Genomic DNA, 26528 nt, shown 5'->3' with positions numbered 1-26528 from the left:
CCGTCTTCCACGCACAAGACGTGGATGGCCGGGACTTCAGTTGCGAAGACGCGCTTCGCGCTTTGGCCCGGCCATGACGGCCTTCTTACGAGAAAGACTTCGCGAAGCCCTCGACCACCGACTTCAGCTTGGCAGCGGTATCGTCGGAGAGATCGCGGCTGTCGCGAATCGCGTTGAGGATGTCGGCGTGCTTGCCGCGCAGCAGCGAGAGCAGGCCGTCCTCGAACGCGCGCACCTTGTTGAGCGGGAGCGGATCGAGATAGCCGTTGGTGCCGGCCCAGATCACGCAGACCTGCTCTTCCATCTTCAGCGGCGAGAACTGCGGCTGCTTGAGCAGCTCGGTGAGGCGCGAGCCGCGGTTGAGCAGGCGCTGGGTCGAGGCGTCGAGGTCGGAGCCGAACTGCGCGAACGCCGCCATTTCGCGGTACTGCGCGAGCTCGCCCTTGATCTTGCCGGCGACCTTCTTGGTGGCCTTGGTCTGCGCCGACGAACCGACGCGCGACACCGACAGACCGACGTTCACGGCAGGACGGATGCCCTGGAAGAACAGGTCGGTTTCCAGGAAGATCTGGCCGTCGGTGATCGAGATGACGTTGGTCGGGATGTAAGCCGACACGTCGTTGGCCTGGGTTTCGATGACAGGCAGCGCCGTCAGCGAGCCCGAGCCCATGTCCTTGTTCAGCTTCGCCGCGCGCTCGAGCAGGCGGGAGTGCAGATAGAACACGTCGCCGGGATAGGCTTCGCGGCCCGGCGGGCGGCGCAGCAGCAGCGACATCTGACGGTAGGCGACGGCCTGCTTGGACAGATCGTCATAGATGATGACCGCGTGCATGCCGTTGTCGCGGAAGTACTCGCCCATGGTGCAGCCGGTAAAGGGCGCGATGTACTGCATCGGCGCCGGATCGGAGGCGGTGGCGGCGACGACGATCGAGTATTCGAGCGCGCCCTGCTCTTCCAGCACCTTCACGAACTGGGCGACGGTCGAACGCTTCTGGCCGACCGCGACGTAGACGCAGTACAGCTTGATGTTCTCGTCCGGCTGCGCGTTGAGCGGCTTCTGGTTCAGGATGGTGTCGAGCGCGATCGCGGTCTTGCCGGTCTGGCGGTCGCCGATGATCAGCTCGCGCTGGCCGCGGCCGATCGGGATCAGGGCGTCGATGGCCTTGAGGCCGGTCGCCATCGGCTCGTTCACCGACTTTCGCGGAATGATGCCGGGTGCCTTGACGTCGACGCGCATGCGCTTCTCGGCCTGGATCGGTCCCTTGCCGTCGATGGGGTTGCCGAGCGCGTCGACGACGCGGCCGAGCAGGCCCTTGCCGACCGGCGCGTCCACGATGGCGCGGGTGCGCTTGACGGTCTGGCCTTCCTTGATCTCGCGGTCGGCACCGAAAATAACGACACCGACGTTGTCGGTTTCGAGGTTCAGCGCCATGCCGCGGGTGCCGTTCTCGAACTCGACCATTTCACCGGCCTGGACGTTGTCCAGACCGTAGACGCGGGCGATACCGTCGCCGACGGACAGCACCTGTCCGACTTCGGAGACTTCAGCTTCCTGGCCGAAATTCTTGATCTGGTCCTTGAGGATCGCGGAAATTTCCGCGGCGCGGATGTCCATCAGCCTGCCTCTTTCATCGCGTGCTTGATCGAATTGAGTTTGGTGCGAAGCGAACCATCCACCATGCGGCTGCCCAGCTTGACGACGAGGCCACCGATGATCGAGGGATCGACTTTCACGTTCAGCGCGACGTCCTTGCCGGTCACCGACTTCAGGGCAACCTTGAGGGCATCGAGATTCTTGTCAGAGAGCGCCTCCGCCACCGTGACGTCGGCCGTCGTCTCGCCCTTGAACCGGGCCACGAGGGCGCGGTAGGCGCGGCTGACGTCGGCCACCGCGAACAGGCGGCGGTTGGCGGTCAGCACTTTCAGAAAGTTGGCGGTGATGCCGGCGATGCCCGCCTTGTCCAGCACGGCCGAAAGGGCCTTGGACTGGGCATCGGCGGCGAACACCGGGCTGCGGACGAGGCGCTTGAGATCAGCGCTTTCGTTCAGCAAGGCATCGAATTTATCAAGATCGGCTTTGACCTCGTCGACCACGTTCTGGTCGCGGGCCAGCTCGAACAAGGCCGTTGCATAACGGCCGGACACACCTGAAACGGACGTATCTTCTGCAGCCACAGACGCGCTCTTTTTGCTGTCAAACTCGCAAGGGAAAAACCGTCGCCACGAAGCGGCGCCTAGCGATCCAAGCCCTTGGAATTCAAGCGGGACTTCGATTTCCGACCAGCACGGGAGGTGCCGGGCTCGTTAAAATCGCGGCTTTGCTAACATAGCAGGTGCGCAGGTGCAACATGACGCCAAACTAAAGGCATGAGGTTCTATCGCCAGTTCGTCGCAGCCTCGCAACACATTGCGCGCGGGAGGGCCGACCGAGGCGGCGACCTGCCACGTCACGGAATTCAGCGCCGGCCCTGCCGCGGCACCCCCCATTTGGTTCCTGCCCCCAGCGCATAGCGGCCATGAACACGGATCGCTGAGGCGTGAATCCGTTCCCACCAGTTCCACCCGCCGAATACTTATCGAATTCTAAACGCTAAGGGCGATGACTTCGCTTTACAGTATTCGCAAGTAATATAGAGGTTAATAAATCGTTAAAGGCGAAGATTACGGAACATCGGCTGAATATCACGCGACGGTAACAAGATATTTCAAGACGACACATAGCGGATTTACTGCCCAATTCACGCCTCATTGGGAATCGAAACGCCAAATCGCTCACAAACTGATGGGGGCTCCACTTGCCACAAATGTGGCAATACTAGCTTAGGGACCATTAAATGCTGTCTTTGAAGACGCTGGGCTTTGTGACCCGGCCGCGTACGGCGATTGCTTTCGTCGCCGCAACTCTCCTCGTCGGTGGAACTGCCACCGAAGCTTCCGCCAAATCCAAGCATCGGCATCACCACCGCCACCACGCCCAGACCGAGGCCAACGCGACCTCCGATTGGCGCAATGCCAATGCGTCGATGACGCCGACCTCCGGCACGGGCCGCAGCTTCTCCGGCATCGCGTCCTTTTACGGCAATGAGTCCGGCAGCAAGACCGCCTCGGGCCAGCGCTTCAACCAGAACGCCATGACCGCGGCGCACCGTTCGCTGCCCTTCGGCACCAAGCTGCGCGTCACCCATGGCAGCCAGAGCGTCATCGTCACCATCAACGACCGCGGCCCGTTCATTCGCGGGCGTGTGCTCGACCTCTCCACGGGTGCCGCCCGCGCCATTGGCCTCACCAGTCGCGGCGTTGGCCGCGTCACCGCGGAAGTCGTCTCCTAAAGGCGCGATCCGCGCCTGATCGAGCGCGCAGTTTTCATCAGTTTGCTGCGCACGTGAAACAAGCCCGCGGTCTTGGGGGACCGCGGGCTTTTTTTGTTTTGTCATTCCGGGGCGCGCGGAGCGCGAACCGGAATCCATTCATCCACAAACTCTGCCGCCCGATGGATTCCGGGCTCGCGCTACGCGCGCCCCGGAATGACAGTAGAGGGTATGGCTGCGGTGGCCCTACAAAAAGCTCTGCGGATCGACGTCGACTTCCAGCTTCAGATTGCCTGTCGGCTTCGGGCAGACCGCGAGCCAGTTGCGCAAATAGTCCGACAGGTCGAAACCGCGCGCCGATTTCACCAGGATGCGGAAGCGGTAGCGGCCCTTGATGACGGCGAGCGGCGCTTCGGCGGGGCCGAGCACGACGACGCGCTCGTCGCGCGGCGCGAGCGCGACGAGCTTGCGGCCGAAGCCTTCGGCGCCCGGGCGATCGCCGGCGGAGATGATCAGGCTGGCGAGCCGGCCGAACGGCGGATAGAGCGTCTTCTCGCGCAGCTCGATCTCGCTGTCGTAGAACGCCTCGCGGTCGCAGGCGACGAGCGCCCGCATCACGGGATGATCGGGCTGGTGGGTCTGCAGATAGCCGACGCCGCGGCCCTGCTCTCGGCCGGCGCGGCCGATCACCTGGTTGAGCAATTGCCAGGTGCGCTCCGCCGCGCGCGGATCGCCGTTGGAAAGGCCGAGATCGGCATCGACCACGCCGACCAGATTGAGCCGCGGGAAGTTGTGCCCTTTGGCCACGAGCTGCGTGCCGATGATGATGTCGACGCGGCCCTCCGCGATCTCGGCGAGCTCGCTTCGCATCGTTTCGATCGAGGTGATGAGATCGCTCGACAGCACCATGGTGCGCGCTTGCGGGAACAACGCGGCCGCCTCCTCCTGCAGGCGCTCCACGCCGGGGCCGACCGCGACCAGCGATTCCTCGGCCGAACAGTTCGGGCAGACATGCGGGCGCGGCATCGAGAAGCCGCAATGGTGACAGACGAGGCGCTGGCGAAAGCGATGATCGACCAGCCAGGCATCGCAGATGGAGCAGGCGAAGCGATGGCCGCAGGCACGGCACAGCGTCAGCGGCGCATAGCCGCGGCGATTGAGGAAGAGCAGCGCCTGCTCGCGCCGCTCGATCGCGGTCCTGATCTCGCCGGCGAGCCGCGGCGAGATGAAGCGGCCGCGCGCGGGCGGCTCGCGGCGCAAATCGATGGCCTCGATATGCGGCATGTGCTGGCCGCCGAAGCGCGAGGGCAGCGCGATGCGCTGATAGCGGTTCTTGCGCGCATTGACCTCGGATTCCACCGACGGCGTCGCGGAGGCCAGCACGACCGGAATTTTTGCGATATGCCCGCGCACCACCGCCATGTCACGGGCGTGGTAGTGCACGCCGTCGTCCTGCTTGTAGGCCTGGTCGTGCTCCTCATCGACGACGATGAGGCCAAGATTGGCGTAAGGGAGAAACAGCGCCGAACGCGCGCCGACCACGACCGGCGCCGAACCTTCGGAGATCGCGGCCCAATTGCGCGCGCGGGTGCGCGGGGTGAGCTCGGAATGCCATTCGATCGGCCGCACGCCAAAACGCTGCGCGAAGCGATCGAGGAACTGGCCGGTCAGCGCGATCTCCGGCATCAGGATCAGCGCCTGCTTGCCGCGGCGGACCACCTCGGCGACCGCTTCGAAATAGACCTCGGTCTTGCCCGAGCCGGTGACGCCATCGAGCAGCGCGACATGGAAGGTGCCATTGGCCGCGAGCGCGCGCATCGCATCCACACCGGCACGCTGCAGCGGCGAAAAATCCGGCCGGCCGAATTCCGGATCGGGTGCCGGCGGCGGTGGCGGCGGCGGCATCGGCTCCACCGTGAGCGTGCCTTCATCGACGAGGCCGTCGATCACGCCCGAGGAGACGCCGGCCTCCTTGGCCGCCTCGGACTTGCCGTGCAGCAGCCGGTCCGACAGCAGCGCGATGACACGCTGGCGCGCCGGCGTCAAACGCTTCGGCGGATTGCCGGTCAGGCGCACGCCGGCGCGCACCCGCTCCGGGCCGAGATTTTCGCCCATGCGCAGGCACATGCGCAGCACCATGCCGCGCGGGCTCAGCGTGTAATTGGCGACCCAGTCCACCACCTGGCGCAGCTCCGGCTTGAGCGGCGGGATATCGAGCTTCTCGCTGACCTCCTTGAGGCGGTTGTGCAGGCGCGGATCGGGATTGGCGTTCTCGCCCCAGATCACGGCCAGCACCTCGCGCGGACCGAGCGGCACACTGATGAGATCGCCCGCCTTCAGCTCCATCCCGCGCGGCACCTTGTAGGAATAGGTCTGGTCGAGCGCGACCGGCACCAGCACGTCGACCATGCGGGTGGCGGGGGCGGTGTCGTTGCGCGGCGATTGGTCCATGAGCTTTGGAATCGGAACCTTGAGGTCTTGAGGCTAGCGCCGCGCGGCGGCCTTAGCGAACAGTAAACTGGTGTGATGCGATATACTGTGCGGAATCACCACGTCCAGAGCGCATGAGCAAAGCGGCCGCCCCACACATCGAGCTCGCCAGCGCCGATCCCTCGATCGCGCAGGAGATGGCGCGCTGGCTGTCGCATCTCGGCGCCGAGCGGCGGCTGTCGCCGAAGACGCTGGAGGCCTATGGCCGCGATCTGCGGCAATGCCTGGATTTCCTCTGTGGCCATTGGGGCGAGCGCGTCACGCTCGAGCGGTTTGCAGCGCTGGAAGCCACCGACGTGCGCGCCTTCATGGCGATGCGCCGCGCCGACGACATCGCCGGCCGCAGCCTGATGCGCGCCCTGGCGGGCCTGCGCTCGTTCGGACGTTTTCTGGAGCGTGAGGGCAAGGGCAAGGTCGGTGCATTGTCGGCGATCCGCGCGCCGAAGGTCGCCAAGAGCCTGCCGAAGCCGCTGCCGATGGCATCGGCCAAACGTCTTGCCGACGCCGACGAGCGCGCCGGCGAGGAGCGCGAGACCTGGATCCTGGCGCGCGATGCCGCGGTGATGGCGCTGCTCTATGGCTCGGGCCTGCGCATCTCCGAGGCGCTGGGTCTCAAGCGCCGCGAGGTGCCGAAGCCCGGCGAAGGCGACGTGCTGGTCGTGACAGGCAAAGGCAACAAGACCCGCATGGTGCCGGTGCTGCAGAACGTGCTCGCGCTGGTGCAGGAATATGTCGCGATGTGCCCCTATCCGCTGCCGGCGGAAGGACCGATCTTCGTCGGCGCGCGCGGCGGCCCCTTGAGCCCGCGCATCATCCAGCTCGCGATGGAGCGGCTGCGCGGCGCGCTCGGGCTGCCCGACAGCGCCACGCCGCACGCGCTGCGGCATTCCTTCGCCACGCATCTGCTCTCGCGCGGCGGCGATCTGCGCGCCATCCAGGAATTGCTCGGCCATTCCTCGCTGTCGACCACGCAGGTCTATACCGGCATCGATTCCGAGCGGCTGCTCGAGGTGTATGCCAGCGCCCATCCGCGGCGCTGACACACTCTCGTCATAGCTCGCGTGCCTCTTGCACAGCGCCCACGGTTCGGTCAAATCGTGGGAACCGGCACAGGAGGGACATTATATGGGCGCACATGAAAGCATGGAGCATGCCGAGCACGCCGAACACGCGTCCGGCTCGAACAAGAAGATCGCTCTTCTGATCGCCGTGCTGGCGCTGTTCCTGGCGATCTCGGAGACGCTCGGCAAGGGTGCCCAGACCGAATCGATCAGCAAGAACGTCGAGGCCGCCAATCTCTGGGCATTCTTCCAGGCCAAGAGCATCCGCCGCACCGTGGTGGTGACCGCGGCGGAACAGGGCAAGCTGACACTGGCCGCCGCGGCCGAGGCGCAGAAGCCCGCCGTGCAGAAGCAGATCGACGACTGGACCAAGACCGCGCAGCGCTACCGCTCCGAGCCCGAGACCGGCGAAGGCACCGAGCAGCTTGCGGACAAGGCCAAGCACGCCGAGCACGCCCGCGACGAGGCGACCGCGAAGTACCACCATTTCGAGCTGGCCTCGGCCGCCTTCCAGATCGGCATCGTGCTGGCGTCCGCCACCATCATCACCGGCATGATCGCGCTCGCCTATGTCGGCGGCGCGCTGACGATCGCCGGCCTGTTCATGACCGCGCTCGGCCTGTGGTGGCCACATCTGCTGCATTTGCATTGAGGTGTTGAGGCCGGGTTCTCACCGCGTCATTGCGAGGAGCCCTTGCGACGAAGCAATCCAGACTGCCTCCGGGGAAAGATACTGGATTGCTTCGCTGCGCTCGCAATGACGGAGGATAGAGCGGGGACGCCTGTCCCGGATTGCGCTGCGCTCCATCCGGGCTACGGACGGTCCTTGTGGCGAAGATCACCGCGCCTGATGCACGCTCTTCCTGAAGCGCTGGATCATACGCAGCGTGCGGTAGGACCAGCCCTCGCCGTTGCCGGCGATCAGCTCGCGGATGCGGCGCTTGATCGGGTCGACCAGCTCGGCGGCCTTGGCGCGCACCCTCAGCACCAGGGCGTAGATCCGCTCGAACCAGCGCATCTCCAGAAGCTTGGCGCGCGTGACGTCGAACACGAAGGCGGTGACGCCGACGCCGACAAGCTTTCCGAACACGATCGTGAAGAACGCGCCGGTCCAGTATTCATGCGCGAGCAGCCACAGCCCGACCAGCTTGAGCGGAAACAGCGGGACGACGGGCACCGCAAACACGAGCAGCGTCATGGCCGGCGAGAGCGCATCGACGCGCTCCGTCAGCCAATGCTTGAAGCGCGCCAGCGGGATGGCTGCGACGATCCTGGCGACGATCGGCTCGAGATGATCCCACAGCCAGGCTTCGATCAGGAAGACGATCGCAAGCAGGACCCAGACCGGTTGAAGAAGGCGGCGCAGCATGTGTTCCCCGCCCGGTTCGGCGCTGGGCGCGTCGTTACATATGGATGGCTCGCTTGCCGACCGCAAGCGCGGCTTCCTTGACGGCCTCCGAGCGCGTCGGATGGGCGTGGCAGGTGCGCGCGAGATCTTCCGCACTGCCGCCGAATTCCATGAGAACACACGCTTCATGGATCATTTCGCCGGCTTCGCGGCCGATAATGTGCACGCCGAGCACGCGATCGGTCTTCGCATCCGCGAGAATCTTCACAAAGCCGTCGGTGGTCTGGTTGACCTTGGAGCGGCCGTTGGCGGTGAACGGAAACTTTCCGACCGTGTAAGCCACGCCCGCCTGCTTGAGTTCCTCCTCGGTCTTGCCGACGGAGGACACTTCCGGCGTGGTATACACGACGCCGGGGATCACATCGTAATTCACGTGGCCGGCTTGGCCTGCGATGATCTCGGCGACCGCGACGCCCTCGTCCTCGGCCTTGTGCGCGAGCATGGGGCCTGCGACGACATCGCCGATGGCATAGACGCCCTTCAGGCTGGTGGCGAAATGCGAATCGATCTGCACCCGGCCGCGCGCGTCCAGCGCGACACCGGCTTCCTTGAGGCCGAGACCGTCGGTGTAGGGCACGCGGCCGATGCAGACGAGCACGACGTCGGCTTCGATGGTCTCGGCGGCACCGCCGGAAGCCGGTTCGATTTTCGCAAGCAATGCCTTGCTGTTCATCTCGACGCCGGTCACCTTCGAGCCCAGCTTGAATGCAAATCCCTGCTTTTCAAGGATGCGCTGGAATTGCTTGGCGATCTCGCCATCCATGCCGGGCAGGATGCGATCGAGGAATTCGACCACCATGACTTCGGCTCCGAGCCGGCGCCACACGGAGCCGAGTTCGAGCCCGATCACGCCGGCGCCAATGACCAGCAATCGGCCTGGCACCTTGTCCAGCGCCAGCGCGCCGGTCGAGGACACGATGCGCTTCTCATCGATCTCGATGCCCTTGAGGCGCGCGATGTCCGAGCCGGTGGCGATCACGATGTTCTTGGTCTCGACCACCTGCGACTTGCCGTCGGCGGAGACCTCGACCTTGCCGGTGCCGAGGATCTTGCCGGTGCCCTTGAGCACGTCGATCTTGTTCTTCTTCATCAGGAACTCGACGCCCTTGACGTTGCCGTCGATGCCCTGCTGCTTGAAGTTCATCATCGCGGGCAGATCGAGCTTCGGCGCGGAAACGCTGACGCCCATCTTGGCGAAGGAATGGCCGGCTTCCTCGAACATTTCGGAGGCGTGCAGCAGCGCCTTCGACGGCATGCAGCCGACATTGAGGCAGGTGCCGCCGAGGGTCGCGTTCTTTTCGACCACGGCGACCTTCATGCCGAGCTGGCTCGCGCGTACCGCGCAGACATAACCGCCCGGTCCGGTGCCGATGACGACGAGATCGTAGGTAGCCATGAGAGAAAGTCCCGTAAGGTTAGCGCGTGGTGAGGATGCGTCAGCGCGGCGCGTCAGCGTCCGCCGGACACATCGAGAATGGCTGAGGTGACGTAGGAGGCCTCGTCCGAGATCAGCCAGACGATGGCATTGGCGATTTCATCGGCGGTGCCGACGCGCTTCATCGGCACCAGATGGGCCAGGCGATGGGCGCGGTCGGGCTCACCACCGGCAGCGTGGATGTCGGTGTCGATCAGGCCGGGACGGATCGCGGCGACGCGGATGCCCTCGCCCGCGACCTCATGGCCGAGGCCGACGGTGAAGGAATCGACCGCACCCTTGGACGCGGCGTAGTCGACATAGGTGTTGGGCGAGCCGAGCCGCGCTGCGACGGACGACAGGTTGACGATGACGCCGCCCGTGCCGCCGTGCTTGGTCGACATCCGCTTCACCGCCTCGCGCGCGCAGAGGATGGAGCCGGTGACGTTCACCGCCATCACGCGCTGGATGCGCTCGGCCGACATCTCGTCGACGCGCACGCCGCTCTTGCCGACGATGCCGCCATTGTTGACGAGCGCCCCGAGCGTGCCGAACCTGTCGGCCTCCTCGAACAGATTGAGGATGTCGCTTTCCTCGGCGACATCGCATTTCACAGCGATGGCCTTGCCGTTGCTGGCCGCGATCTGCGCGACCACCTCGTCGGCCGCCTGCTTGTTGCTGGCATAGCCAACCACGACGCGAAAACCGCGCGCGGCCGCCGCAAGCGCGGTCGCCCGCCCGATGCCGCGGCTGCCGCCGGTGATGACAACGACTTTATCCGTCACATCAATCCCCACGAGTTCGAGCGCACTACGACGTCCTGCCCTCAAGAGCCGCCAAGCGATCAAGCACGGACTTGTCCGTCAAGCTGATCAAATGGAACAGAATGAAGGGCGTGAGAAACGGGATCAGGCACAAGGCCGCGAAGCCGACCCCCTTACCTTTCCTGCGACTAATCGGAATCGCAAAGAAGAAAAAGATAAGGGTGGTCAGCAGGAGCGGCACCATGGAGATGAGCGCATGCGCGAGCGACGGCTCCCCCATCGTCGCCTCCCTTAGAGGTCCAGCACCAGGCGCGCCGGATCTTCCAGGCTCTCCTTGACGCGGACCAGGAAGGTGACGGCTTCCTTGCCGTCGATGACGCGGTGATCGTAGGACAGCGCCAGATACATCATCGGGCGGACCTCGATCTTGCCGCCGACGACCATCGGCCGCTCCTGGATCTTGTGCATGCCGAGGATGCCGGACTGCGGCGCGTTCAGGATCGGGGTCGACATCAGCGAGCCGTAGATGCCGCCATTGGTGATGGTGAAGGTGCCGCCCTGCATCTCGTCGATCTTGAGCTGGCCGTCACGGGCGCGGCGGCCGAAATCGGCGATGCTCTTCTCGATGTCGGAGATCGACTTGTGGTCGCAGTCGCGCACCACAGGCACGACCAGGCCCTTGTCGGTGCCGACGGCAACGCCGATGTGGTAGTAGTTCTTGTAGATCAGGTCGCTGCCGTCGATCTCGGCGTTGACGGCCGGGATGTCCTTCAGCGCCTGCACGACGGCCTTGGTGAAGAAGCCCATGAAGCCGAGCTTGGCGCCGTGCTTCTTCTCGAACGCGTCCTTGTAGTGTGCGCGCAGCGCCATGACGTTGGTCATGTCGACCTCGTTGAAGGTCGTGAGCATGGCCGCGGTGTTCTGCACGTCCTTGAGCCGGCGCGCGATGGTCTGGCGCAGCCGGGTCATCTTGACGCGCTCTTCGCGGGCGGCGTCATCGGCCGGCGACGGCGCGCGGACCTGCACGGCAGCGGCGGGCTGATTGACCGGCGTCGGCGCCGAGGCGGCGCGCTCGATCGCGGCCAGCATGTCGCCCTTGGTGACGCGGCCGTCCTTGCCGGAGCCCGGCACGGTCGAGGCGTCGATGCCGGTCTCGGCCGACAGTTTGCGCACGGACGGCGCGAGCGGCGCATCGGCCGGCGGCGCCTTCGCGGCAGCGGGAGCCGGCGCGGGAGCGGCGGCAGCAGCTGCAGGCGCCGCAGCCTTGGCCGGCGCGGCGGCGGGCTTGGCTGCGCCGGCACCATCGGTGATCTGACCGAGCAGCGCGCCCACGGCAACGGTCGCACCATCGGCAGCGATGATCTCGCTCAGCGTGCCGGCGGTCGGCGCGGGGACTTCGATGGTGACCTTGTCGGTCTCGAGCTCCACCAGGGGCTCGTCGACGGCGACGGGGTCGCCGGCCTTCTTGAACCAACGGCCGATGGTGGCCTCGGTGACGGATTCGCCGAGCGTCGGCACACGAATTTCAGTCATGGTCTCTTCCTCAAGGGATCGCAGGTAGCGGTCATGAATTTCATACGTCATTGCCCGCGAAGGCGGGCAATCCAGTACGCCGTGACCTTCGTGATCAGAACGAAAGCCGCGGAGTACTGGATGCCCCGCCTTCGCGGGGCATGACAGAGTCCTAAAAAAACTTCTCAGCTCAGTGCTTCGTCCAGGAACGCCTTCAGCTGAGCCTGATGCTTGGACATCAGACCCGTTGCGGTCGCGGCGGAAGCGGCGCGGCCGACATAACGCGGACGCCGGCTCGCGCCGTTCACCTGGTTCAGCACCCATTCCAGATAGGGCTCGATGAAGTGCCAGGCACCCATGTTGCGGGGCTCTTCCTGGCACCACACCATCTCGGCCTTCTTGAAGCGCGACAGCTCGGCCACCAGCGCCTTCAGCGGCACCGGATAGAGCTGCTCGACGCGCATCAGGTAGATGTCGTCGATGCCGCGCTTCTCGCGCTCCTCGTAGAGGTCGTAATAGACCTTGCCGGAGCACAGCACGATGCGGCGGATCTTCTCGTCGGGGACGAGCTTGATCGCCTCGTTCGGCAGCATCTGGGCGTCATCGTAGAGGATGCGGTGGAAGGTCGTGCCCTTCGCGAGCTCGTCGAGACGCGACACCGCCCGCTTGTGACGCAGCAGCGACTTCGGCGTCATCATGATCAGCGGCTTGCGGATCTCGCGGTGCAGCTGCCGGCGCAGCACGTGGAAATAGTTCGCCGGCGTGGTCGGGTAGACCACCTGCATGTTGTCTTCCGCGCACATCTGCAAGTAGCGCTCGAGGCGCGCCGAGGAGTGCTCCGGCCCCTGGCCCTCATAGCCGTGCGGCAACAGGCAGACCAGACCGGACATGCGCAGCCATTTGCGCTCGCCCGAGGAGATGAACTGGTCGAACACGACCTGCGCGCCGTTGGCGAAGTCGCCGAACTGGGCTTCCCACAGCGTCAGCGTGTTCGGCTCGGCGAGCGAATAGCCGTATTCGAAACCGAGCACGGCCTCTTCCGACAGCAGCGAGTTGATGACCTCGTAATGGCCCTGCTCGTGGCCGAGATGGTTGAACGGCGTGTAGCGGCTTTCGTCTTCCTGGTCGATCAGGACCGAATGGCGCTGCGAGAAGGTGCCGCGTTCCGAATCCTGTCCGGACAGGCGGACGTGGTGGTTTTCGTTGAGCAGCGAGCAGAACGCCAGCGCCTCGCCGGTCGCCCAGTCGATGCCGTTGCCGCTCTCGATCGCCTTGGCGCGGTTATCGAGGAAGCGCTGAATGGTGCGGTGAACGCGGAAACCGTCCGGCACCTTGGTGATCTTGCGGCCGATGTCCTTCAGCGTGGCGATGTCGACGCCGGTGACGCCGCGCCGCGCATCCTCTTCCTGGTCGGCGATCTTGAAGCCCGCCCACTTGCCGTCGAGCCAGTCGGCCTTGTTCGGCTTGTAGGAGGTGCCGGCCTCGAACTCGGCATCGAGCCGGGCGCGCCAGTCCGCCTTCAGCTTGTCGACCTCGCCCTCGGTGACGACGCCTTCCGCGATCAGGCGCTTGGAGTAGAGCGTCAGCGTCGAGGGATGGGCGGCGATCCGCTTGTACATCACCGGCTGGGTGAAGGCCGGCTCATCGCCCTCATTGTGGCCGTAGCGGCGGTAGCACCACATGTCGATGACGACGGGCTTGTGGAACTTCTGCCGGAATTCGGTCGCGACCTTGGCCGCGAACACGACGGCTTCCGGATCGTCGCCGTTGACGTGGAAGATCGGCGCATCGATCATCTTCGCCACATCCGACGGATAGGGCGAGGAGCGCGAGTAGCGCGGATAGGTGGTGAAGCCGATCTGGTTGTTGACGATGAAGTGCACGGAGCCGCCGGTGCGGTAGCCCTTCAGGTCGGACAGGCCGAAGCATTCAGCAACCACGCCCTGGCCGGCGAAGGCGGCGTCGCCGTGCATCAGGAGCGGCATCACCGAGATGCGCATATCAGGGGGATCGCCGTGCTGGTCCTGCTTGGCGCGGACCTTGCCGAGCACGACGGGATCGACGATCTCGAGATGCGAGGGGTTGGCGGTCAGCGACAGGTGGATGCGGTTGCCGTCGAACTCGCGGTCCGAGGAGGCGCCGAGGTGATACTTGACGTCGCCGGAGCCTTCGACCGCGTCGGGATTGGCCGAGCCGCCCTTGAACTCGTGGAATAGTGCGCGATGGGCCTTGCCCAACACCTGGGTCAGCACGTTGAGGCGGCCGCGATGCGGCATGCCGAGCACGATTTCCTTCACGCCGAGATTGCCGCCGCGCTTGATGATCTGCTCGAGCGCGGGGATCAGGGCTTCACCGCCGTCGAGGCCGAAGCGCTTGGTGCCGGTGAACTTGGTGTCGCAGAACTTTTCGAAACCCTCGGCTTCGATCAGCTTCTGCAGGATGGCCCTGCGGCCTTCACGCGTGAACGAGATCTCCTTGTCGGGTCCCTCGATGCGCTCCTGGATCCAGGCCTTCTGCGCCGCGTTGCTGATGTGCATGAACTCGACGCCGAGCGTCTGGCAGTAGGTGCGCTCGCAGATCGCGGTGATCTCGCGCAACGTGCCGTATTCGAGGCCGAGCACGTGATCGAGGAAGATCTTGCGGTCGAAATCGGCTTCGCTGAAGCCGTAGGTGCGCGGATCGAGCTCTTCGCGGTTACGCTGGGCTTCGATGCCGAGCGGATCGAGCTTGGCGTGGAAGTGGCCGCGCATGCGGTAGGAGCGGATCAGCATCAGGGCGCGGACGGAATCGCGCGTCGCCTGAAGCAGGTCGGCGGAGGAGATGTCGGCCCCCTTGGCCTGCGCCTTGGCGGCGATCTTGCCACTGACCGTCTTCTCGACCTCGGCCCAGTTGCCGTCGAGGGCGGAGGTCAGATCGTCCTTCGGGGTCAGCGGCCAGTTGTCGCGCTCCCAGGACGGGCCTTCCGCGTTCTTGCTGATGTCAGCCGGCGCGTCGTTCAGGCTCTTGAAGAACTCCTGCCACTCGGCATCGACCGAGCACGGGTCCTTCTGGTAGCGGGCGTAGATTTCGTCGATGTAGGTGGCGTTGGTGCCCTGCAAAAAGGATGACAGGGCAAAGGCTGCGTTCGCGTCCTGGCGAGACATACTTGAGTTCCTGGCGATTTCGATTCGCGCATAACAAACGGCGCTGGCGCCGAGCTCCCCCGACAGGGCTCGACGCGACAGGCACCCTTTACCCTATTTGCTGCGAAACTTCGCCCGGAAAAGCACGAAGAACTGAATTAGCCTTTCAACTTTTCGGCAAGCGTGTGGCCGAGGCGGGCGGGCGACGAGGACACTGTAATCCCTGCGGATTTCATCGCCTCGGTCTTGGAACCGGCATCGCCCTTGCCGCCGGAGATGATGGCGCCGGCATGACCCATGCGGCGGCCGGGAGGGGCGGTGACGCCGGCGATGAAGCCGACCATCGGCTTCTTGCGGCCACGCTTGGCCTCGTCCTTGAGGAACTGGGCGGCGTCCTCCTCGGCGGAACCGCCGATCTCGCCGATCATGATGATCGATTCGGTCTTGGGGTCGGCGAGCAGCATCTCCAGCACGTCGATGAACTCGGTGCCCTTGACCGGGTCGCCGCCGATGCCGACCGCGGTGGTCTGGCCGAGGCCTTCCTGGGAGGTCTGGAACACCGCTTCATAGGTCAGCGTGCCCGAGCGGGAGACGATGCCGACCGAGCCGGTCTTGAAGATGTTGGCGGGCATGATGCCGATCTTGCACTCGCCGGCGGTCATGACGCCCGGGCAGTTCGGCCCGATCAGGCGCGACTTGGAGCCGAGCAGCGAGCGCTTGACGCGAACCATGTCGATCACAGGAATGCCCTCGGTGATGCAGACGATCAGCGGGACCTCGGCGTCGATGGCTTCGCAGATCGCGTCGGCTGCGCCCGGCGGCGGCACGTAGATCACCGAAGCGTCGGCGCCGGTCTTCTCACGCGCCTCGCGCACGGTGTCGAACACCGGCAGGCCAAGATGCGTCGAGCCGCCTTTGCCCGGCGAGGTGCCGCCGACCATCTTGGTGCCGTAGGCGATCGCGGCCTCCGAGTGGAAGGTGCCGTTCTTGCCGGTGAAGCCCTGGCAGATGACCTTGGTGTTCTTGTCGATCAGGATGGACATGAGGTCTGCTTTCGCGAAACTAACAGAGTGAGTGGGTCAGTGGATGCGGCGGTAGACGCCGGTGAGGACGTCGGACCAGCCTTCCGCGTCCGGCGAGAATTGAATCTTCAACGAGTAGGAATCCTCATTGATGATCTCGTAGACGTGGCGCGCATTGCCGCGGAGCGAACCGCGCACCAGCGTCAGGGTCTTGCCGGCCCAGCCGCCCGAGGCGGGCGATGGCGGCGTATAGCCGAGCGAATCGTACCAAAACAATTTGTAGGTCCGGTCGTCGCGGTCGAAGGTGAAGATGCCGTGGGTGGCGAAGACCTGCTTGCCGTCGCGCATCTGGACGGAGTCCTGGATCAGATAAAAGCCGTTGAGATCCATGCGCGCGACGGTGCGCGAGGTCGCCGGCCCGCCCGCCGTCCAGCGCGACGGGAAGACCATCTCCTCACCATCCCATTCGCCGGCGAACGCGGCGAGGCGCGCATGCTCGGGGAGCGGAGATGATGCGGCGAGATGGTCCTGGGCCATGGCGCTAGCCTCCCTTGACGGCCTTCACGATCTTCTGCGCGGCGTCGTCGAGATTGTCGGCGGGCACCACGTTCAGTCCGGATTCACGGATGATCTTCTTGCCGAGCTCGACATTGGTGCCTTCGAGACGGACCACCAGCGGCACGCTCAGGCCGACCTCGCGAACCGCAGCCGTGACGCCCTCGGCGATCACGTCGCACTTCATGATGCCGCCGAAGATGTTGACCAGGATGCCCTTCACGTTGGGATCGGCGGTGATGATCTTGAACGCGGCCGCGACCTTCTCCTTGCTGGCGCTGCCGCCGACGTCGAGGAAGTTGGCCGGCGCCATGCCGTAGAGCTTGATGATGTCCATCGTCGCCATGGCGAGACCGGCGCCGTTGACCATGCAGCCGATATTGCCGTCGAGCGTGACGTAGTTGAGATCGTATTTCGACGCCTCGATTTCCTTGGCGTCTTCCTCGGTCAGATCGCGCAACGACACCGCGATCTCGGGATGGCGGAACAGGGCGTTGTCGTCGAAGGACACCTTGGCATCGAGCACGCGGAGCTCGCCCTGCTTGGTCACGACCAGCGGATTGATCTCCAGCATCGACATGTCCTTGGCGACGAAGGCCGCGTAGAGCTGCGCGGTGAGCTTCTCGGCCTGCTTGGCGAGGTCGCCGGACAGATTCAGCGCCTTCGCGACCGTGCGGCCATGATGGCCCATGATGCCGGTCGCCGGATCGACCGAGAAGGTCACGATCTTCTCCGGCGTGTTGTGCGCGACGTCCTCGATGTTGACGCCGCCTTCGGTCGACACCACGAAGGAGACGCGCGAGGTCTCGCGGTCGACCAGGATCGAGAGGTAGAATTCCTTGTCGATGTCGGAGCCGTCCTCGATGTAGAGGCGGTTGACCTGCTTGCCGGCAGGTCCCGTCTGCACGGTGACCAGCGTCGCGCCCAGCATCTGCTTGGCGAATTCGTTGACCTCTTCCACCGACTTGGCGATGCGGACGCCGCCTTTGTCGCCGGCGGATGCTTCCTTGAACTTGCCCTTGCCGCGCCCGCCGGCATGGATCTGGCTCTTCACCACCCAGACCGGGCCGGGAAGCTGTCTTGCGGCGGCGTCGGAGTCCGAGGCCTTGAGAACCGCTACGCCGCGCGAAATCGGAACGCCGAATTCATGCAGCAGCGCTTTGGCCTGATATTCATGGATATTCATATGGTCGCTCCCTGAACCCGCGGGCGGTGACCTCATGGGCCCACCTCAGTCTTGTGGCTGGCATACCATATACCACAGGAACTGCAACCCGGATTCTTTGACAATCGAGATCTACCGAGACCGGAACCCCACCCCGGTCAGCCGGGGTCCGGAAGTGAAACCGCCGAAGACCGGGTTTCGATCTTCGGCGGGTATTGCTTTGCCTTAGCGGCCGAGAAGATCGGGTGCGATCTTCTTGCAGGCATCGACCAAGCCCTGCACGGCACCGACCGACTTGTCAAACGCCTCGCGGTCCTTGCCGGCGAGTTCGATCTCGACCACGCGCTCGACGCCCTTGGCGCCGATCACGACGGGCACGCCGACATACATGTCCTTCACGCTGTACTCGCCGTTGAGATAGGCGGCGCAGGGCAGCACGCGCTTCTTGTCCTTCAGATAGCTCTCGGCCATCGCGATCGCGGAGGCGGCAGGGGCGTAGAAGGCCGAGCCGGTCTTGAGCAGGTTGACGATCTCGGCGCCGCCATTGCGGGTGCGGTCGACGATCTCGTCGAGGCGCGCCTGTGAGGTCCAGCCCATCTTGACGAGGTCGGGCAGCGGGATGCCGGCGACGGTGGAGTACTTCACCAGCGGCACCATGGTGTCGCCGTGGCCGCCGAGCACGAAGGCGGTGACGTCCTCGACCGAGACGTTGAACTCGTCGGCGAGGAAGTAGCGGAAGCGGGCCGAATCCAGCACGCCGGCCATGCCGACGACCTTCTTGTGCGGCAGCCCCGAAGCCTTCTGCAGCGCCCAGACCATGGCATCGAGCGGGTTGGTGATGCAGATGACGAAGGCGTCGGGGGCGTACTTCTTGATGCCGGCGCCGACCTGCTCCATGACCTTGAGGTTGATGGAGAGGAGGTCGTCGCGGCTCATGCCGGGCTTGCGCGGCACGCCGGCGGTGACGATGCAGACCTTGGCGTTGTCGAGCGCCTCATAGGAGTTCGCGCCGGTGTAGTGGGCGTCGAAGCCGTCGACCGGCGAGGACTGCGCGATGTCGAGCGCCTTGCCCTGCGGCACGCCCTCGGCGATGTCGAACATCACGACGTCGCCCAGTTCTTTCAGGCCGATGAGGTGAGCCAGCGTTCCGCCGATCTGGCCGGAGCCAATCAAAGCAATCTTGTCGCGCGCCATGTGAACCTGTCCTTTAGACACGTAAGGAGGGGAAACTGAGACGGGTGGTTATCCCTTTCGTCTCCCCCGTTCAAGTCGCCCAATGCCCAATTGTCGGGCTTGCCGAGATAGCAGCCAGCATACCCCGGCCGTCATTCCGGGGCGCGCGAAGCGCGAGCCCGAAATCCATAACCACCATCCGGAGTATGGATTCCGGGCTCGTCGCTTTGCGACGCCCCGGAATGACGGCGGGGATAGGACTTAAGTCTCGACCAAGCCCTTGGTCGAGCCGCTGGCGGTGGAATCCTTGCGGCCGTGAGGCAGCGCCAGATAGGATTCCGAGCTCATTTCGATCAGGCGCGAGGCGGTCCGGTTGAACTCCATGGCCTCGGCGCCATCGGTCGCGAGGTAGAGCGAGATCGGATTGGCGTCGGCCGAGGCCATCAGCTTCACGGCGTTGTCATAGAGCGTATCGATCAGGGTGATGAAGCGCTTGGCCGCGTTGCGCTGGGAGAGGTCCATCACTGGAATATGGTCGACCAGGAGGGTGTGATAGTCGTGCGCCAGCCTGAGGTAGTCGGATGCACCGAGCGGCTGCTCGCAGAGGTCGGCGAAGGAGAATCGCGCCACGCCATGGGCCGAGCACGGCACGTGCAGAATGCGGCCCTTGATCGAAATGTCACGCGAGCGGCATTTGGCGCCGCCCGTCATCCGCTTCCAGGCACGGTCGAGCGCGGCATCCGCATCGCCATCGGCCGGTGTCAGCCACATTGGCACGCCCTGCAGCTTCTCCAGGCGGAAGTCGGTGCGCGCATCGAGCCGCGCGACGTCCATGTGGTCGGTGATCTGCTTGATGAAGGGCAGGAACAGCGAGCGGTTGAGACCGCCCTTATAGAGATCGTCGGGCGCGACGTTGGAGGTCGCGACCACGACGGTGCCGAGCTCGAATAATTTGGCGAACAGGCGGCCCAGGATCATCGCGTCCGCGATGTCGGTGACATGGAATTCGTCGAAGCAGAGCAGCCAGCTCTCCTCGAAGATCGCATTGGCCGTCAGAGCGATGACGTCGCTGTCGGCGATCTCGCCGCGCGCGATGCTCTGGCGATAATCGTAGATGCGCTCGTGCACGTCCGCCATGAACTCGTGGAAATGCGCGCGGCGCTTATGCTCGACCGATGAGTGCTGGAAGAACAGGTCCATCAGCATGGTCTTGCCGCGGCCGACCTCGCCGTGGATGTAAAGCCCGCGCGGCGCCTCGTCCTTGTCACCAGAGCTGAACAGGCGGCTGAGCAGGCCCTGCTTGCGGGTGGGCTTGTAGGTCGAAAGCCGCAGGTCCAGCGCCGCATAGGCCTCGGCGACCTCGGCCTGCGCGGGATCCGGCTCGATCGCGCCGGACGCGATCTCGGCCTGATAGGCCTCGCGGAATGAGGGATTTGGGGTGGAGAGCATGGCTCTTTACCGCCAGAGACGGACGGAAATTGCAAGCCGTGAAATGGGGTCAGAGGTATGCGCGTTTCTTCTCCCTCGCCCCGTTCTTACGGGGGCGCGACGAGCTTCGCTCGCGCTGGGAGGGTCGGGGTGAGGGGCTCTATCCGCGTATGAGATCCATCGAAAGACCTGTCCCCCCTCACCCGGATCGCGAGAGCGATCCGACCTCTCCCCGCAAACGGGGAGAGGTTAAGAAAGAAATTACTCACACAGCTCGTAGGCGTCCTCGACCACATACGGGCCGCCGCCCGTCGATGCGCGCGAGGAGAACAGCACGAAGCGTTCGGCCATGAACGCCCTGCTCGGGAAATAGCCGCGCAGCGAGAGATAGTCGGCGACGTCGCGGTCGGAGGCGTCGTGAAGCCTCGCGAGCGTGACGTGCGGAATGAACTTGCGTCCCTCCGGGTCGAGGCCGATCCGCTGCATCATGCGCTCGAGCTCGGCCTGCAATTCCATCAGCGGCTTGCTCGGCGCAATCGTGGCGACCACCGCGCGGGGCTTGCGGCCGCCGAAGCTGGTGAGCCCCTGCACCTTCACCTCGAACGGCTTGCGGTCGACGCGAAACAGCATCGAAGCGATCTCGTTGGCGGAAGCGCCGTCGATGTCGCCGATGAAGCGCAGGGTGACGTGATAATTTTCGGGATCGATCCAGCGGGCGCCGGGGAGGCCACCTCTCAAGTTGGAAAGCGACTGGCCGATTTCGGCCGGAATTTCCAGACCCGTGAACAAACGCGGCATCGTTTCGCACTCCCGATGCTTGGGTACGGTGCTCGAACAGCGAGAACCATATCCAAATTAGAGCCGGCGACGAATCACCGGTACCCTGATTCCTATCGCAGTTGTGTGACTCTGCGAAGCACACCGCGCCTCACCCCGGTAAAACCCTGGGAATTAGGGTTAGCGCTGCCTGGTTTCAACGCCGTTGCTCAGCGATCGTGCCAATGAATGCCTCCACCATGGGCATGATCCTGCCGACGATGATGTCGACGCCTTCAGCGGTCGGATGAATGCCGTCGGCCTGGTTGAGCTTGGCCTCGGCCGCGACGCCTTCGAGGAAGAACGGATAGAGCGGCACGTCGAATGTCTTCGCCAGATCCGGATAAATCGAATTGAAGCGCGCGGCGTATTCGGCGCCGTAATTCGGCGGCGCCAGCATGCCGCAGAGCATGACCGCAATCTTTCGCGCCTTGAGCCGCTGGACGATGTCGGTCAGCGCGGCGCGCGCCACGTCGGGATCGATGCCGCGCAGCGCGTCATTGGCGCCGAGCTCGACGATGACGCCGTCAGTTCCATCGGGCACCGACCAGTCGAGCCGGTCGCGGCCGCCCGAGGTGGTGTCGCCGGACACCCCGGCATTGGTCATGTCGACCTCTATGCCTTTGGCCCGCAAGGCTTTTTGAAGCTTTTGGGGGAACGCCTCCTGGGCCGGAAGGCCAAGGCCCGCGCTTAAGGAATCGCCGAGGACGACCAGCTTGACCGGTTTTGTCGCACCCGCCCAAGCGGGGTTCGCCATCGTCATGACGGCGAGCATCAACACGGCTATGTGCATGAACAATCCGTAACGCCTCTCGACCCCGCGTGCGGACTTGCCATATGACCGGACCATGGACACTCGCATCGACCCCTCTTCGCTCGCCGCTACCGCGGACACCATCGCCATCTCCAACGTCAACCTCTCATTGGGCACGGGCGCGGCACGCGTTCACATCCTCAAGGATATCAGCCTGCGGGTCGGCCGGAGCGAGACGATCGGCCTGATCGGCCCGTCAGGCTCGGGCAAATCCACGCTGCTGATGGTGATGGCGGGGCTGGAACGTCCTGATAGCGGAGAGGTGGTGGTGAATGGCACGCCTTTCAATGCCCTCGACGAGGACGCGCTGGCGCGCTTCCGCGGCCGCCAGGTCGGCATCGTCTTCCAGTCCTTCCACCTGATCCCGACCATGACGGCGCTGGAGAACGTTGCTGTGCCGCTCGAGCTCGCCGGCAACCCCGATGCCGCCAAGCGCGCGGCAGAGGAGCTGCAATCGGTCGGGCTCGGTGACCGCCTGCATCATTATCCGACCCAGCTCTCCGGCGGCGAGCAGCAGCGCGTCGCGCTCGCCCGCGCGCTGGCGCCGGATCCCGCGATCCTGGTCGCTGACGAGCCGACCGGCAATCTCGACGAAGCAACCGGTAAGCAGATCGTCGATCTGCTGTTCAGCAAGCATGCCGAGCGCGGCATGACCTTGGTGCTGGTGACGCACGATTCCTCGCTCGCGCATCGCTGCGATCGCGTCATCCGCCTGCGTTCCGGGCGCATCGACACGCAGTCTGCGCCCGCATGAGCGCCGTGGCCGAATCGTTCCCGAAGCCGAACGCCGTCGCGCTGTCGCTGCGCTACGCCTTGCGCGAATTGCGCGGCGGCCTGCGCGGCTTCTACGTCTTCATCGCCTGCATCGCGCTCGGCGTGATGGCGATCGCCGGCGTCGGCTCGGTGTCGGCGAGCCTGAGCGACGGTCTGGCGCGCGAAGGCCGCACGCTGCTCGGCGGCGACGTCTCTTTCGTGCTGTTCCAGCGCGAGGCCAAGCCGGAAGAGGTCGCGTTCCTGCGCTCGCGCGGCACGCTGTCGGCGGCTGCGACCTTGCGCGGCATGGCGCGTTCGGCTGACGGCAAGCTGGCGCTGGTCGAGATGAAGGCGGTCGATAACACCTATCCGATGCTGGGACAGCTGACGCTGGCACCAAAGCTGCCGATGGCCGATCTGCTCGCCGAGCGTGACGGCGCGTTCGGTGCCGCCGCCGATCCGACGCTGCTGGCGCGGCTCTCGCTCAAGACCGGCGACCGCGTCACGATCGGGTCCGCAACGTTCCAGATCCGCTCCACCGTCGAGGCCGAGCCGGACAAGCTCGCCGGCGGCATCGGCTTCGGGCCGCGCTTTCTGATCAGCGAGGCGGCCTTGCGCGCCACCGGCCTGATCCAGCCCGGCAGCCTGGTGCGCTGGGTCTACCGGGTCAAGCTGCCGGAGGCCGCGAACAACGAGCGCGCCACCGAAGCCTTCATCGCGGATGCGCGCAGCGCCGCGCCGCAGGCCGGCTGGGAGATCCGCAGCCGCTCCAACGCCTCGCCGCAGCTCGAGCGCAACATCAACCGCTTCACGCAGTTCCTGACGCTGGTCGGCCTTGCCGCGCTGCTGGTCGGCGGCGTCGGCGTCGCCAATGCCGTCAAGAGTCACATCGACCGCAAGCTCGAGGTGATCGCTGCCTTCAAGGCCGTCGGGGCCACCGGCCGGGACGTGTTCGGCATCTACCTGGCGCAAGTGGTCCTGCTGGCCGCGATCGGGTCCGTGATCGGCCTGGCGCTCGGCGCCGCGATGCCCTTTGCGATCGTTGGCCTGTTCGGCAAGCTGTTGCCGCTGCCGGTGGTGCCGGCCGTGCACACCGACGAGCTCGCGCTGTCCTTCCTCTACGGCCTCCTCACCGCGCTCGCCTTCGGCCTGTGGCCGCTCGCGCGCGTGCACGACGTGCCGGTGGCCGCGCTGTTCCGCGACACCATCAGCTCCGAATGGCACCGGCCACGCGCGAGCTATCTCGTGTTCATGGCCGTCGTGATCGCACTCCTCATCACGGTCGTGATCGGCCTGTCGTTCGACAGGCGCATCGCCGCGGTGTTCGTGGCTTCCTCGGTGGTCGTGTTCGCCTTGCTGCGCGGCATCGCCGCCCTGCTGATGACGATCGCACGACGGCTGCCACGGACGCGGCTGCCGATGCTGCGGCTTGCGATCGCCAACATCCACCGGCCGGGCGCGCTGACGCCGTCCGTCGTGCTGTCGCTGGGGCTCGGGCTCGCCGTGCTCGTCACCATCACCCAGATCGACGGCAATCTGCGCCGGCAGTTCCTGGCGGCGCTCCCCGACCAGGCGCCATCGTTCTTCTTCATCGACATTCCGAGCGCGCAGGCCGAGCAGTTCGATGGCTATCTGCGCCAGATCGCCCCCGGCGCCAGGATCGAGGACGTGCCGATGCTGCGCGGACGCATCGTCGCCGCGCGCGGGGTGCGCGCCGAGGAGCTCAAGCCGACCACGGATTCCGAATGGGTGCTGCAGAGCGATCGCGGCCTGACCTACACCGCCGAGCTGCCGAAGGGCTCCAAGGTGGTCGAGGGCGAATGGTGGCGCGCCGATTATTCCGGCCCGCCGCTGGTCTCGTTGGAGAAGAAGATTGCCGACGGGCTCGGCCTCAAGCTCGGCGACGAGGTCGTGGTCAACGTGCTCGGCCGCGACATTCCGGCCAAGATCAGCAATTTGCGCACGATCGACTGGCAGGGTCTCGGCATCAATTTCGTCCTGGTGTTCTCGCCCAACGCCTTCAAGGGCGCGCCGCACACCCATATCGCGACGCTGACAGAAGCGGGCGGAAAGGCGGCGGGCGACGGCAAGATCATCAAGGAGGTCGCCGACGCCTATCCGATGGTGACGAGCGTGCGCGTGCGCGAGGTGATGGAGACGGTCGGCTCTGTGGTGACCAATCTGGCCCTGGCGATCCGCGGCGCCAGCGCCGTGACGCTGATCTCGGCGATCCTGGTGCTGGGCGGGGCGCTCGCCGCCGGCCACCGCCACCGCGTCTATGATGCGGTGATCCTCAAGACCCTGGGTGCGACGCGGCTGCGGCTGCTCGGCGCCTATGCCCTCGAATACCTCCTGATCGGCCTTGCCACCGCGGTGTTCGGGGTGATCGCGGGCAGCATCGCGGCCTGGCTGATCGTGACGCGGCTGATGACGCTGAGCTTCGTCTGGCAGGCCGGCAGCGCCGCCGGGGTGGTCGCCGCCGCGCTGGTCGTGACCGTCGGGCTCGGGCTTGCCGGCACGCTGCTGGCATTGAACAAAAAGCCGGCGACGGTGTTGCGAAATTTGTGACAAAATGTAGCGGCGGATCGGGCTGCCCGGAATCGGCCCGGTTTCGGCGATTAACCACGCTACCGGTCAGCTTCGCGTCAGGATTGACGCCGAGGGCGACATTCAGCCGCGCGTGGAAGGTTGCGGCGAATGTGTTAGTTTCCCACATATCGGATGGGTTCGGAGCCCCGATTGTGAGCCAAAATTCAGTCGGCTGGCAGCGGTCTCCGAGATAGAATTTGACGAACCGGCGGCATGGCGACCCTCGTGCCGGACCGGACCAACCAACGGGAATTCGACCATGTCGGACCTAGACCGTAACTACGCTTCTCCTTTCGGCAGGGCCGCCGGGCGTGTTGACGCCGCGACGGTCGATGCCGGCCTGCGCGCCTATATGCTGCGCATCTACAACTACATGAGCATTGGCCTGGCCATCACCGGCCTTGCCGCGCTCGGCGTCTACATGGCCGCCGTGACCGACGTTCCGACGGCGGACGCCGTCCGCGTCGGCAAGGTGTTCCTGACACCGTTCGGCTACGCCATGTTCGTCAGCCCCCTGAAGTGGCTGTTCATCCTGGCGCCGCTCGCGATGGTGTTCGTGATCTCGGCGGGCATCAACCGTCTGGCACCCTCGACCGCCCAGATCCTGTTCTGGGTGTTCGCGGCGCTGATGGGCATCTCGCTGTCGTCGATCTTCCTGGTGTTCACGCACACCTCGATCGTGCGGGTGTTCTTCATCACCGCGGCGACCTTCGGTGCGCTGAGCCTCTACGGCTACACCACCAAGCGTGACCTGACCGGCATGGGCTCGTTCCTGTTCATGGGCCTGATCGGCATCGTTCTCGCCAGCCTGGTGAACCTGTTCCTGGCCAGCTCGATGCTGCAGTTCATCGTGTCGGTGGTCGGCGTGCTGGTGTTCTCGGGCCTGACCGCCTGGGATACCCAGCGGCTGAAGAACGACTACATCTACGGCTATGCCTCGGCCGGCGGTGACGTCGCAGAGCGTTCGGCCATCACCGGCGCACTGTCGCTGTACCTGAACTTCATCAACCTGTTCACGCTGCTGCTGCAGCTCCTCGGCCAGCGCGAGTAAGCTCTGAGACGAGAGAACGGACACGAACCCCGGCCGAAAGGCCGGGGTTTTTGTTTGGAGGGTACGGCCTCTCCCCGTCATTG

22 protein-coding genes are annotated in these 26528 nt (G+C 65.1%); 6 read left to right on the top strand and 16 right to left on the bottom strand.

Annotated features, from left to right (window positions below; all coding sequences use genetic code 11):
- Positions 1-85: 85 nt before the first annotated feature.
- A complete protein-coding gene (gene atpA, locus N2605_RS35820) occupies positions 86-1615 on the bottom strand; it encodes a F0F1 ATP synthase subunit alpha (protein ID WP_036008755.1) in 1530 nt (509 codons plus the stop codon).
- Positions 1615-2175: a F0F1 ATP synthase subunit delta gene (locus tag N2605_RS35815; RefSeq protein WP_109141817.1), complete on the bottom strand. Its 561-nt coding sequence runs from the start codon at positions 2173-2175 to the stop codon at positions 1615-1617. Before N2605_RS35815 ends, atpA begins: the two co-directional genes overlap by 1 nt.
- A gap of 659 nt (positions 2176-2834) precedes the next feature.
- Between N2605_RS35815 and N2605_RS35810 the strand changes: the two genes are divergently transcribed.
- Positions 2835-3329: a septal ring lytic transglycosylase RlpA family protein gene (locus N2605_RS35810; protein WP_036008760.1), complete on the top strand. Its 495-nt coding sequence runs from the start codon at positions 2835-2837 to the stop codon at positions 3327-3329.
- Positions 3330-3554: 225 nt separating this feature from the next.
- Here N2605_RS35810 and N2605_RS35805 read toward each other — a convergent pair whose 3' ends face one another.
- Positions 3555-5759, bottom strand: coding sequence for a primosomal protein N' (locus tag N2605_RS35805; RefSeq protein WP_260345377.1), 2205 nt, complete (start codon positions 5757-5759; stop codon positions 3555-3557).
- 113 nt (positions 5760-5872) lie between these two features.
- Here N2605_RS35805 and N2605_RS35800 point away from each other — a divergent pair, with 113 nt between their 5' ends.
- Positions 5873-6838, top strand: coding sequence for a tyrosine recombinase XerC (locus tag N2605_RS35800; protein ID WP_036008764.1), 966 nt, complete (start codon positions 5873-5875; stop codon positions 6836-6838).
- An 85-nt stretch (positions 6839-6923) separates the two neighbouring features.
- Positions 6924-7511, top strand: coding sequence for a DUF4337 domain-containing protein (locus N2605_RS35795; RefSeq protein ID WP_036008765.1), 588 nt, complete (start codon positions 6924-6926; stop codon positions 7509-7511).
- A gap of 186 nt (positions 7512-7697) precedes the next feature.
- On the opposite strand, the gene N2605_RS35790 is transcribed toward N2605_RS35795, so the two are convergent.
- From N2605_RS35790 to N2605_RS35730, 13 genes are all read right to left on the bottom strand, one after another.
- Positions 7698-8228 carry a hypothetical protein gene (locus N2605_RS35790; protein WP_109141820.1) on the bottom strand — a complete coding sequence of 177 codons (531 nt, stop codon included), beginning with the start codon at positions 8226-8228 and terminating at the stop codon, positions 7698-7700.
- Positions 8229-8262: 34 nt separating this feature from the next.
- On the bottom strand, positions 8263-9663 hold the full coding sequence (lpdA, locus tag N2605_RS35785; RefSeq protein ID WP_225148674.1) for a dihydrolipoyl dehydrogenase: 1401 nt from the start codon (positions 9661-9663) through the stop codon (positions 8263-8265).
- Between the two features lie 53 nt (positions 9664-9716).
- On the bottom strand, positions 9717-10466 hold the full coding sequence (locus tag N2605_RS35780; RefSeq protein ID WP_225148675.1) for an SDR family oxidoreductase: 750 nt from the start codon (positions 10464-10466) through the stop codon (positions 9717-9719).
- Positions 10467-10491: 25 nt separating this feature from the next.
- Positions 10492-10725 carry a hypothetical protein gene (locus tag N2605_RS35775; protein ID WP_036024626.1) on the bottom strand — a complete coding sequence of 78 codons (234 nt, stop codon included), beginning with the start codon at positions 10723-10725 and terminating at the stop codon, positions 10492-10494.
- Between the two features lie 11 nt (positions 10726-10736).
- Positions 10737-11978 carry a 2-oxoglutarate dehydrogenase complex dihydrolipoyllysine-residue succinyltransferase gene (gene odhB, locus N2605_RS35770; RefSeq protein ID WP_225148676.1) on the bottom strand — a complete coding sequence of 414 codons (1242 nt, stop codon included), beginning with the start codon at positions 11976-11978 and terminating at the stop codon, positions 10737-10739.
- A 164-nt stretch (positions 11979-12142) separates the two neighbouring features.
- Positions 12143-15100: a 2-oxoglutarate dehydrogenase E1 component gene (locus tag N2605_RS35765; protein WP_260345376.1), complete on the bottom strand. Its 2958-nt coding sequence runs from the start codon at positions 15098-15100 to the stop codon at positions 12143-12145.
- A 137-nt stretch (positions 15101-15237) separates the two neighbouring features.
- Positions 15238-16122, bottom strand: coding sequence for a succinate--CoA ligase subunit alpha (gene sucD / locus N2605_RS35760; protein ID WP_260345375.1), 885 nt, complete (start codon positions 16120-16122; stop codon positions 15238-15240).
- A 36-nt stretch (positions 16123-16158) separates the two neighbouring features.
- Positions 16159-16638 carry a DUF1579 family protein gene (locus tag N2605_RS35755; RefSeq protein WP_036024613.1) on the bottom strand — a complete coding sequence of 160 codons (480 nt, stop codon included), beginning with the start codon at positions 16636-16638 and terminating at the stop codon, positions 16159-16161.
- A 4-nt stretch (positions 16639-16642) separates the two neighbouring features.
- Positions 16643-17842, bottom strand: coding sequence for an ADP-forming succinate--CoA ligase subunit beta (sucC, locus tag N2605_RS35750; protein WP_036008785.1), 1200 nt, complete (start codon positions 17840-17842; stop codon positions 16643-16645).
- Positions 17843-18046: 204 nt separating this feature from the next.
- Positions 18047-19015, bottom strand: a complete 969-nt coding sequence (mdh, locus tag N2605_RS35745; protein ID WP_025032846.1) for a malate dehydrogenase — start codon at positions 19013-19015, stop codon at positions 18047-18049.
- A gap of 240 nt (positions 19016-19255) precedes the next feature.
- Entirely contained in the window at positions 19256-20443 is a 1188-nt protein-coding gene (zapE, locus tag N2605_RS35740) for a cell division protein ZapE (protein ID WP_225148678.1), read from the bottom strand.
- A gap of 240 nt (positions 20444-20683) precedes the next feature.
- Entirely contained in the window at positions 20684-21220 is a 537-nt protein-coding gene (thpR, locus tag N2605_RS35735; RefSeq protein WP_225148679.1) for an RNA 2',3'-cyclic phosphodiesterase, read from the bottom strand.
- Between the two features lie 175 nt (positions 21221-21395).
- Positions 21396-22031: an arylesterase gene (locus N2605_RS35730; protein ID WP_036008792.1), complete on the bottom strand. Its 636-nt coding sequence runs from the start codon at positions 22029-22031 to the stop codon at positions 21396-21398.
- A 55-nt stretch (positions 22032-22086) separates the two neighbouring features.
- Here N2605_RS35730 and N2605_RS35725 point away from each other — a divergent pair, with 55 nt between their 5' ends.
- From N2605_RS35725 to N2605_RS35715, 3 genes are all read left to right on the top strand, one after another.
- On the top strand, positions 22087-22806 hold the full coding sequence (locus N2605_RS35725) for an ABC transporter ATP-binding protein (RefSeq protein ID WP_057026565.1): 720 nt from the start codon (positions 22087-22089) through the stop codon (positions 22804-22806).
- Positions 22803-25373: an ABC transporter permease gene (locus N2605_RS35720; protein ID WP_260345369.1), complete on the top strand. Its 2571-nt coding sequence runs from the start codon at positions 22803-22805 to the stop codon at positions 25371-25373. Before N2605_RS35725 ends, N2605_RS35720 begins: the two co-directional genes overlap by 4 nt.
- 280 nt (positions 25374-25653) lie before the next feature.
- Positions 25654-26445, top strand: coding sequence for a Bax inhibitor-1/YccA family protein (locus tag N2605_RS35715; protein WP_036008808.1), 792 nt, complete (start codon positions 25654-25656; stop codon positions 26443-26445).
- Positions 26446-26528: the final 83 nt, after the last annotated feature.

It is taken from the genome of Bradyrhizobium yuanmingense, from assembly GCF_025200905.1.
GTDB classification, from domain to species: domain Bacteria; phylum Pseudomonadota; class Alphaproteobacteria; order Rhizobiales; family Xanthobacteraceae; genus Bradyrhizobium; species Bradyrhizobium yuanmingense.
This window is presented reverse-complemented; position numbering and strand designations above follow the sequence as displayed.

Bases quoted from the DNA above. Each gene is read 5' to 3' on its own strand.
- N2605_RS35800 (WP_036008764.1), top strand. From the start codon at position 5,873: ATGAGCAAAGCGGCCGCCCCACACATCGAGCTCGCCAGCGCCGATCCC.
- N2605_RS35795 (WP_036008765.1), top strand. From the start codon at position 6,924: ATGGGCGCACATGAAAGCATGGAGCATGCCGAGCACGCCGAACACGCG.
- odhB (WP_225148676.1), bottom strand. From the start codon at position 11,978: ATGACTGAAATTCGTGTGCCGACGCTCGGCGAATCCGTCACCGAGGCC.
- N2605_RS35715 (WP_036008808.1), top strand. From the start codon at position 25,654: ATGTCGGACCTAGACCGTAACTACGCTTCTCCTTTCGGCAGGGCCGCC.
- sucC (WP_036008785.1), bottom strand. From the start codon at position 17,842: ATGAATATCCATGAATATCAGGCCAAAGCGCTGCTGCATGAATTCGGC.
- N2605_RS35720 (WP_260345369.1), top strand. From the start codon at position 22,803: ATGAGCGCCGTGGCCGAATCGTTCCCGAAGCCGAACGCCGTCGCGCTG.
- thpR (WP_225148679.1), bottom strand. From the start codon at position 21,220: ATGCCGCGTTTGTTCACGGGTCTGGAAATTCCGGCCGAAATCGGCCAG.
- N2605_RS35810 (WP_036008760.1), top strand. From the start codon at position 2,835: ATGCTGTCTTTGAAGACGCTGGGCTTTGTGACCCGGCCGCGTACGGCG.
- N2605_RS35775 (WP_036024626.1), bottom strand. From the start codon at position 10,725: ATGGGGGAGCCGTCGCTCGCGCATGCGCTCATCTCCATGGTGCCGCTC.
- N2605_RS35805 (WP_260345377.1), bottom strand. From the start codon at position 5,759: ATGGACCAATCGCCGCGCAACGACACCGCCCCCGCCACCCGCATGGTC.
- zapE (WP_225148678.1), bottom strand. From the start codon at position 20,443: ATGCTCTCCACCCCAAATCCCTCATTCCGCGAGGCCTATCAGGCCGAG.
- N2605_RS35730 (WP_036008792.1), bottom strand. From the start codon at position 22,031: ATGCACATAGCCGTGTTGATGCTCGCCGTCATGACGATGGCGAACCCC.
- N2605_RS35755 (WP_036024613.1), bottom strand. From the start codon at position 16,638: ATGGCCCAGGACCATCTCGCCGCATCATCTCCGCTCCCCGAGCATGCG.
- N2605_RS35765 (WP_260345376.1), bottom strand. From the start codon at position 15,100: ATGTCTCGCCAGGACGCGAACGCAGCCTTTGCCCTGTCATCCTTTTTG.
- N2605_RS35725 (WP_057026565.1), top strand. From the start codon at position 22,087: ATGGACACTCGCATCGACCCCTCTTCGCTCGCCGCTACCGCGGACACC.
- mdh (WP_025032846.1), bottom strand. From the start codon at position 19,015: ATGGCGCGCGACAAGATTGCTTTGATTGGCTCCGGCCAGATCGGCGGA.
- lpdA (WP_225148674.1), bottom strand. From the start codon at position 9,663: ATGGCTACCTACGATCTCGTCGTCATCGGCACCGGACCGGGCGGTTAT.
- atpA (WP_036008755.1), bottom strand. From the start codon at position 1,615: ATGGACATCCGCGCCGCGGAAATTTCCGCGATCCTCAAGGACCAGATC.
- N2605_RS35790 (WP_109141820.1), bottom strand. From the start codon at position 8,228: ATGCTGCGCCGCCTTCTTCAACCGGTCTGGGTCCTGCTTGCGATCGTC.
- sucD (WP_260345375.1), bottom strand. From the start codon at position 16,122: ATGTCCATCCTGATCGACAAGAACACCAAGGTCATCTGCCAGGGCTTC.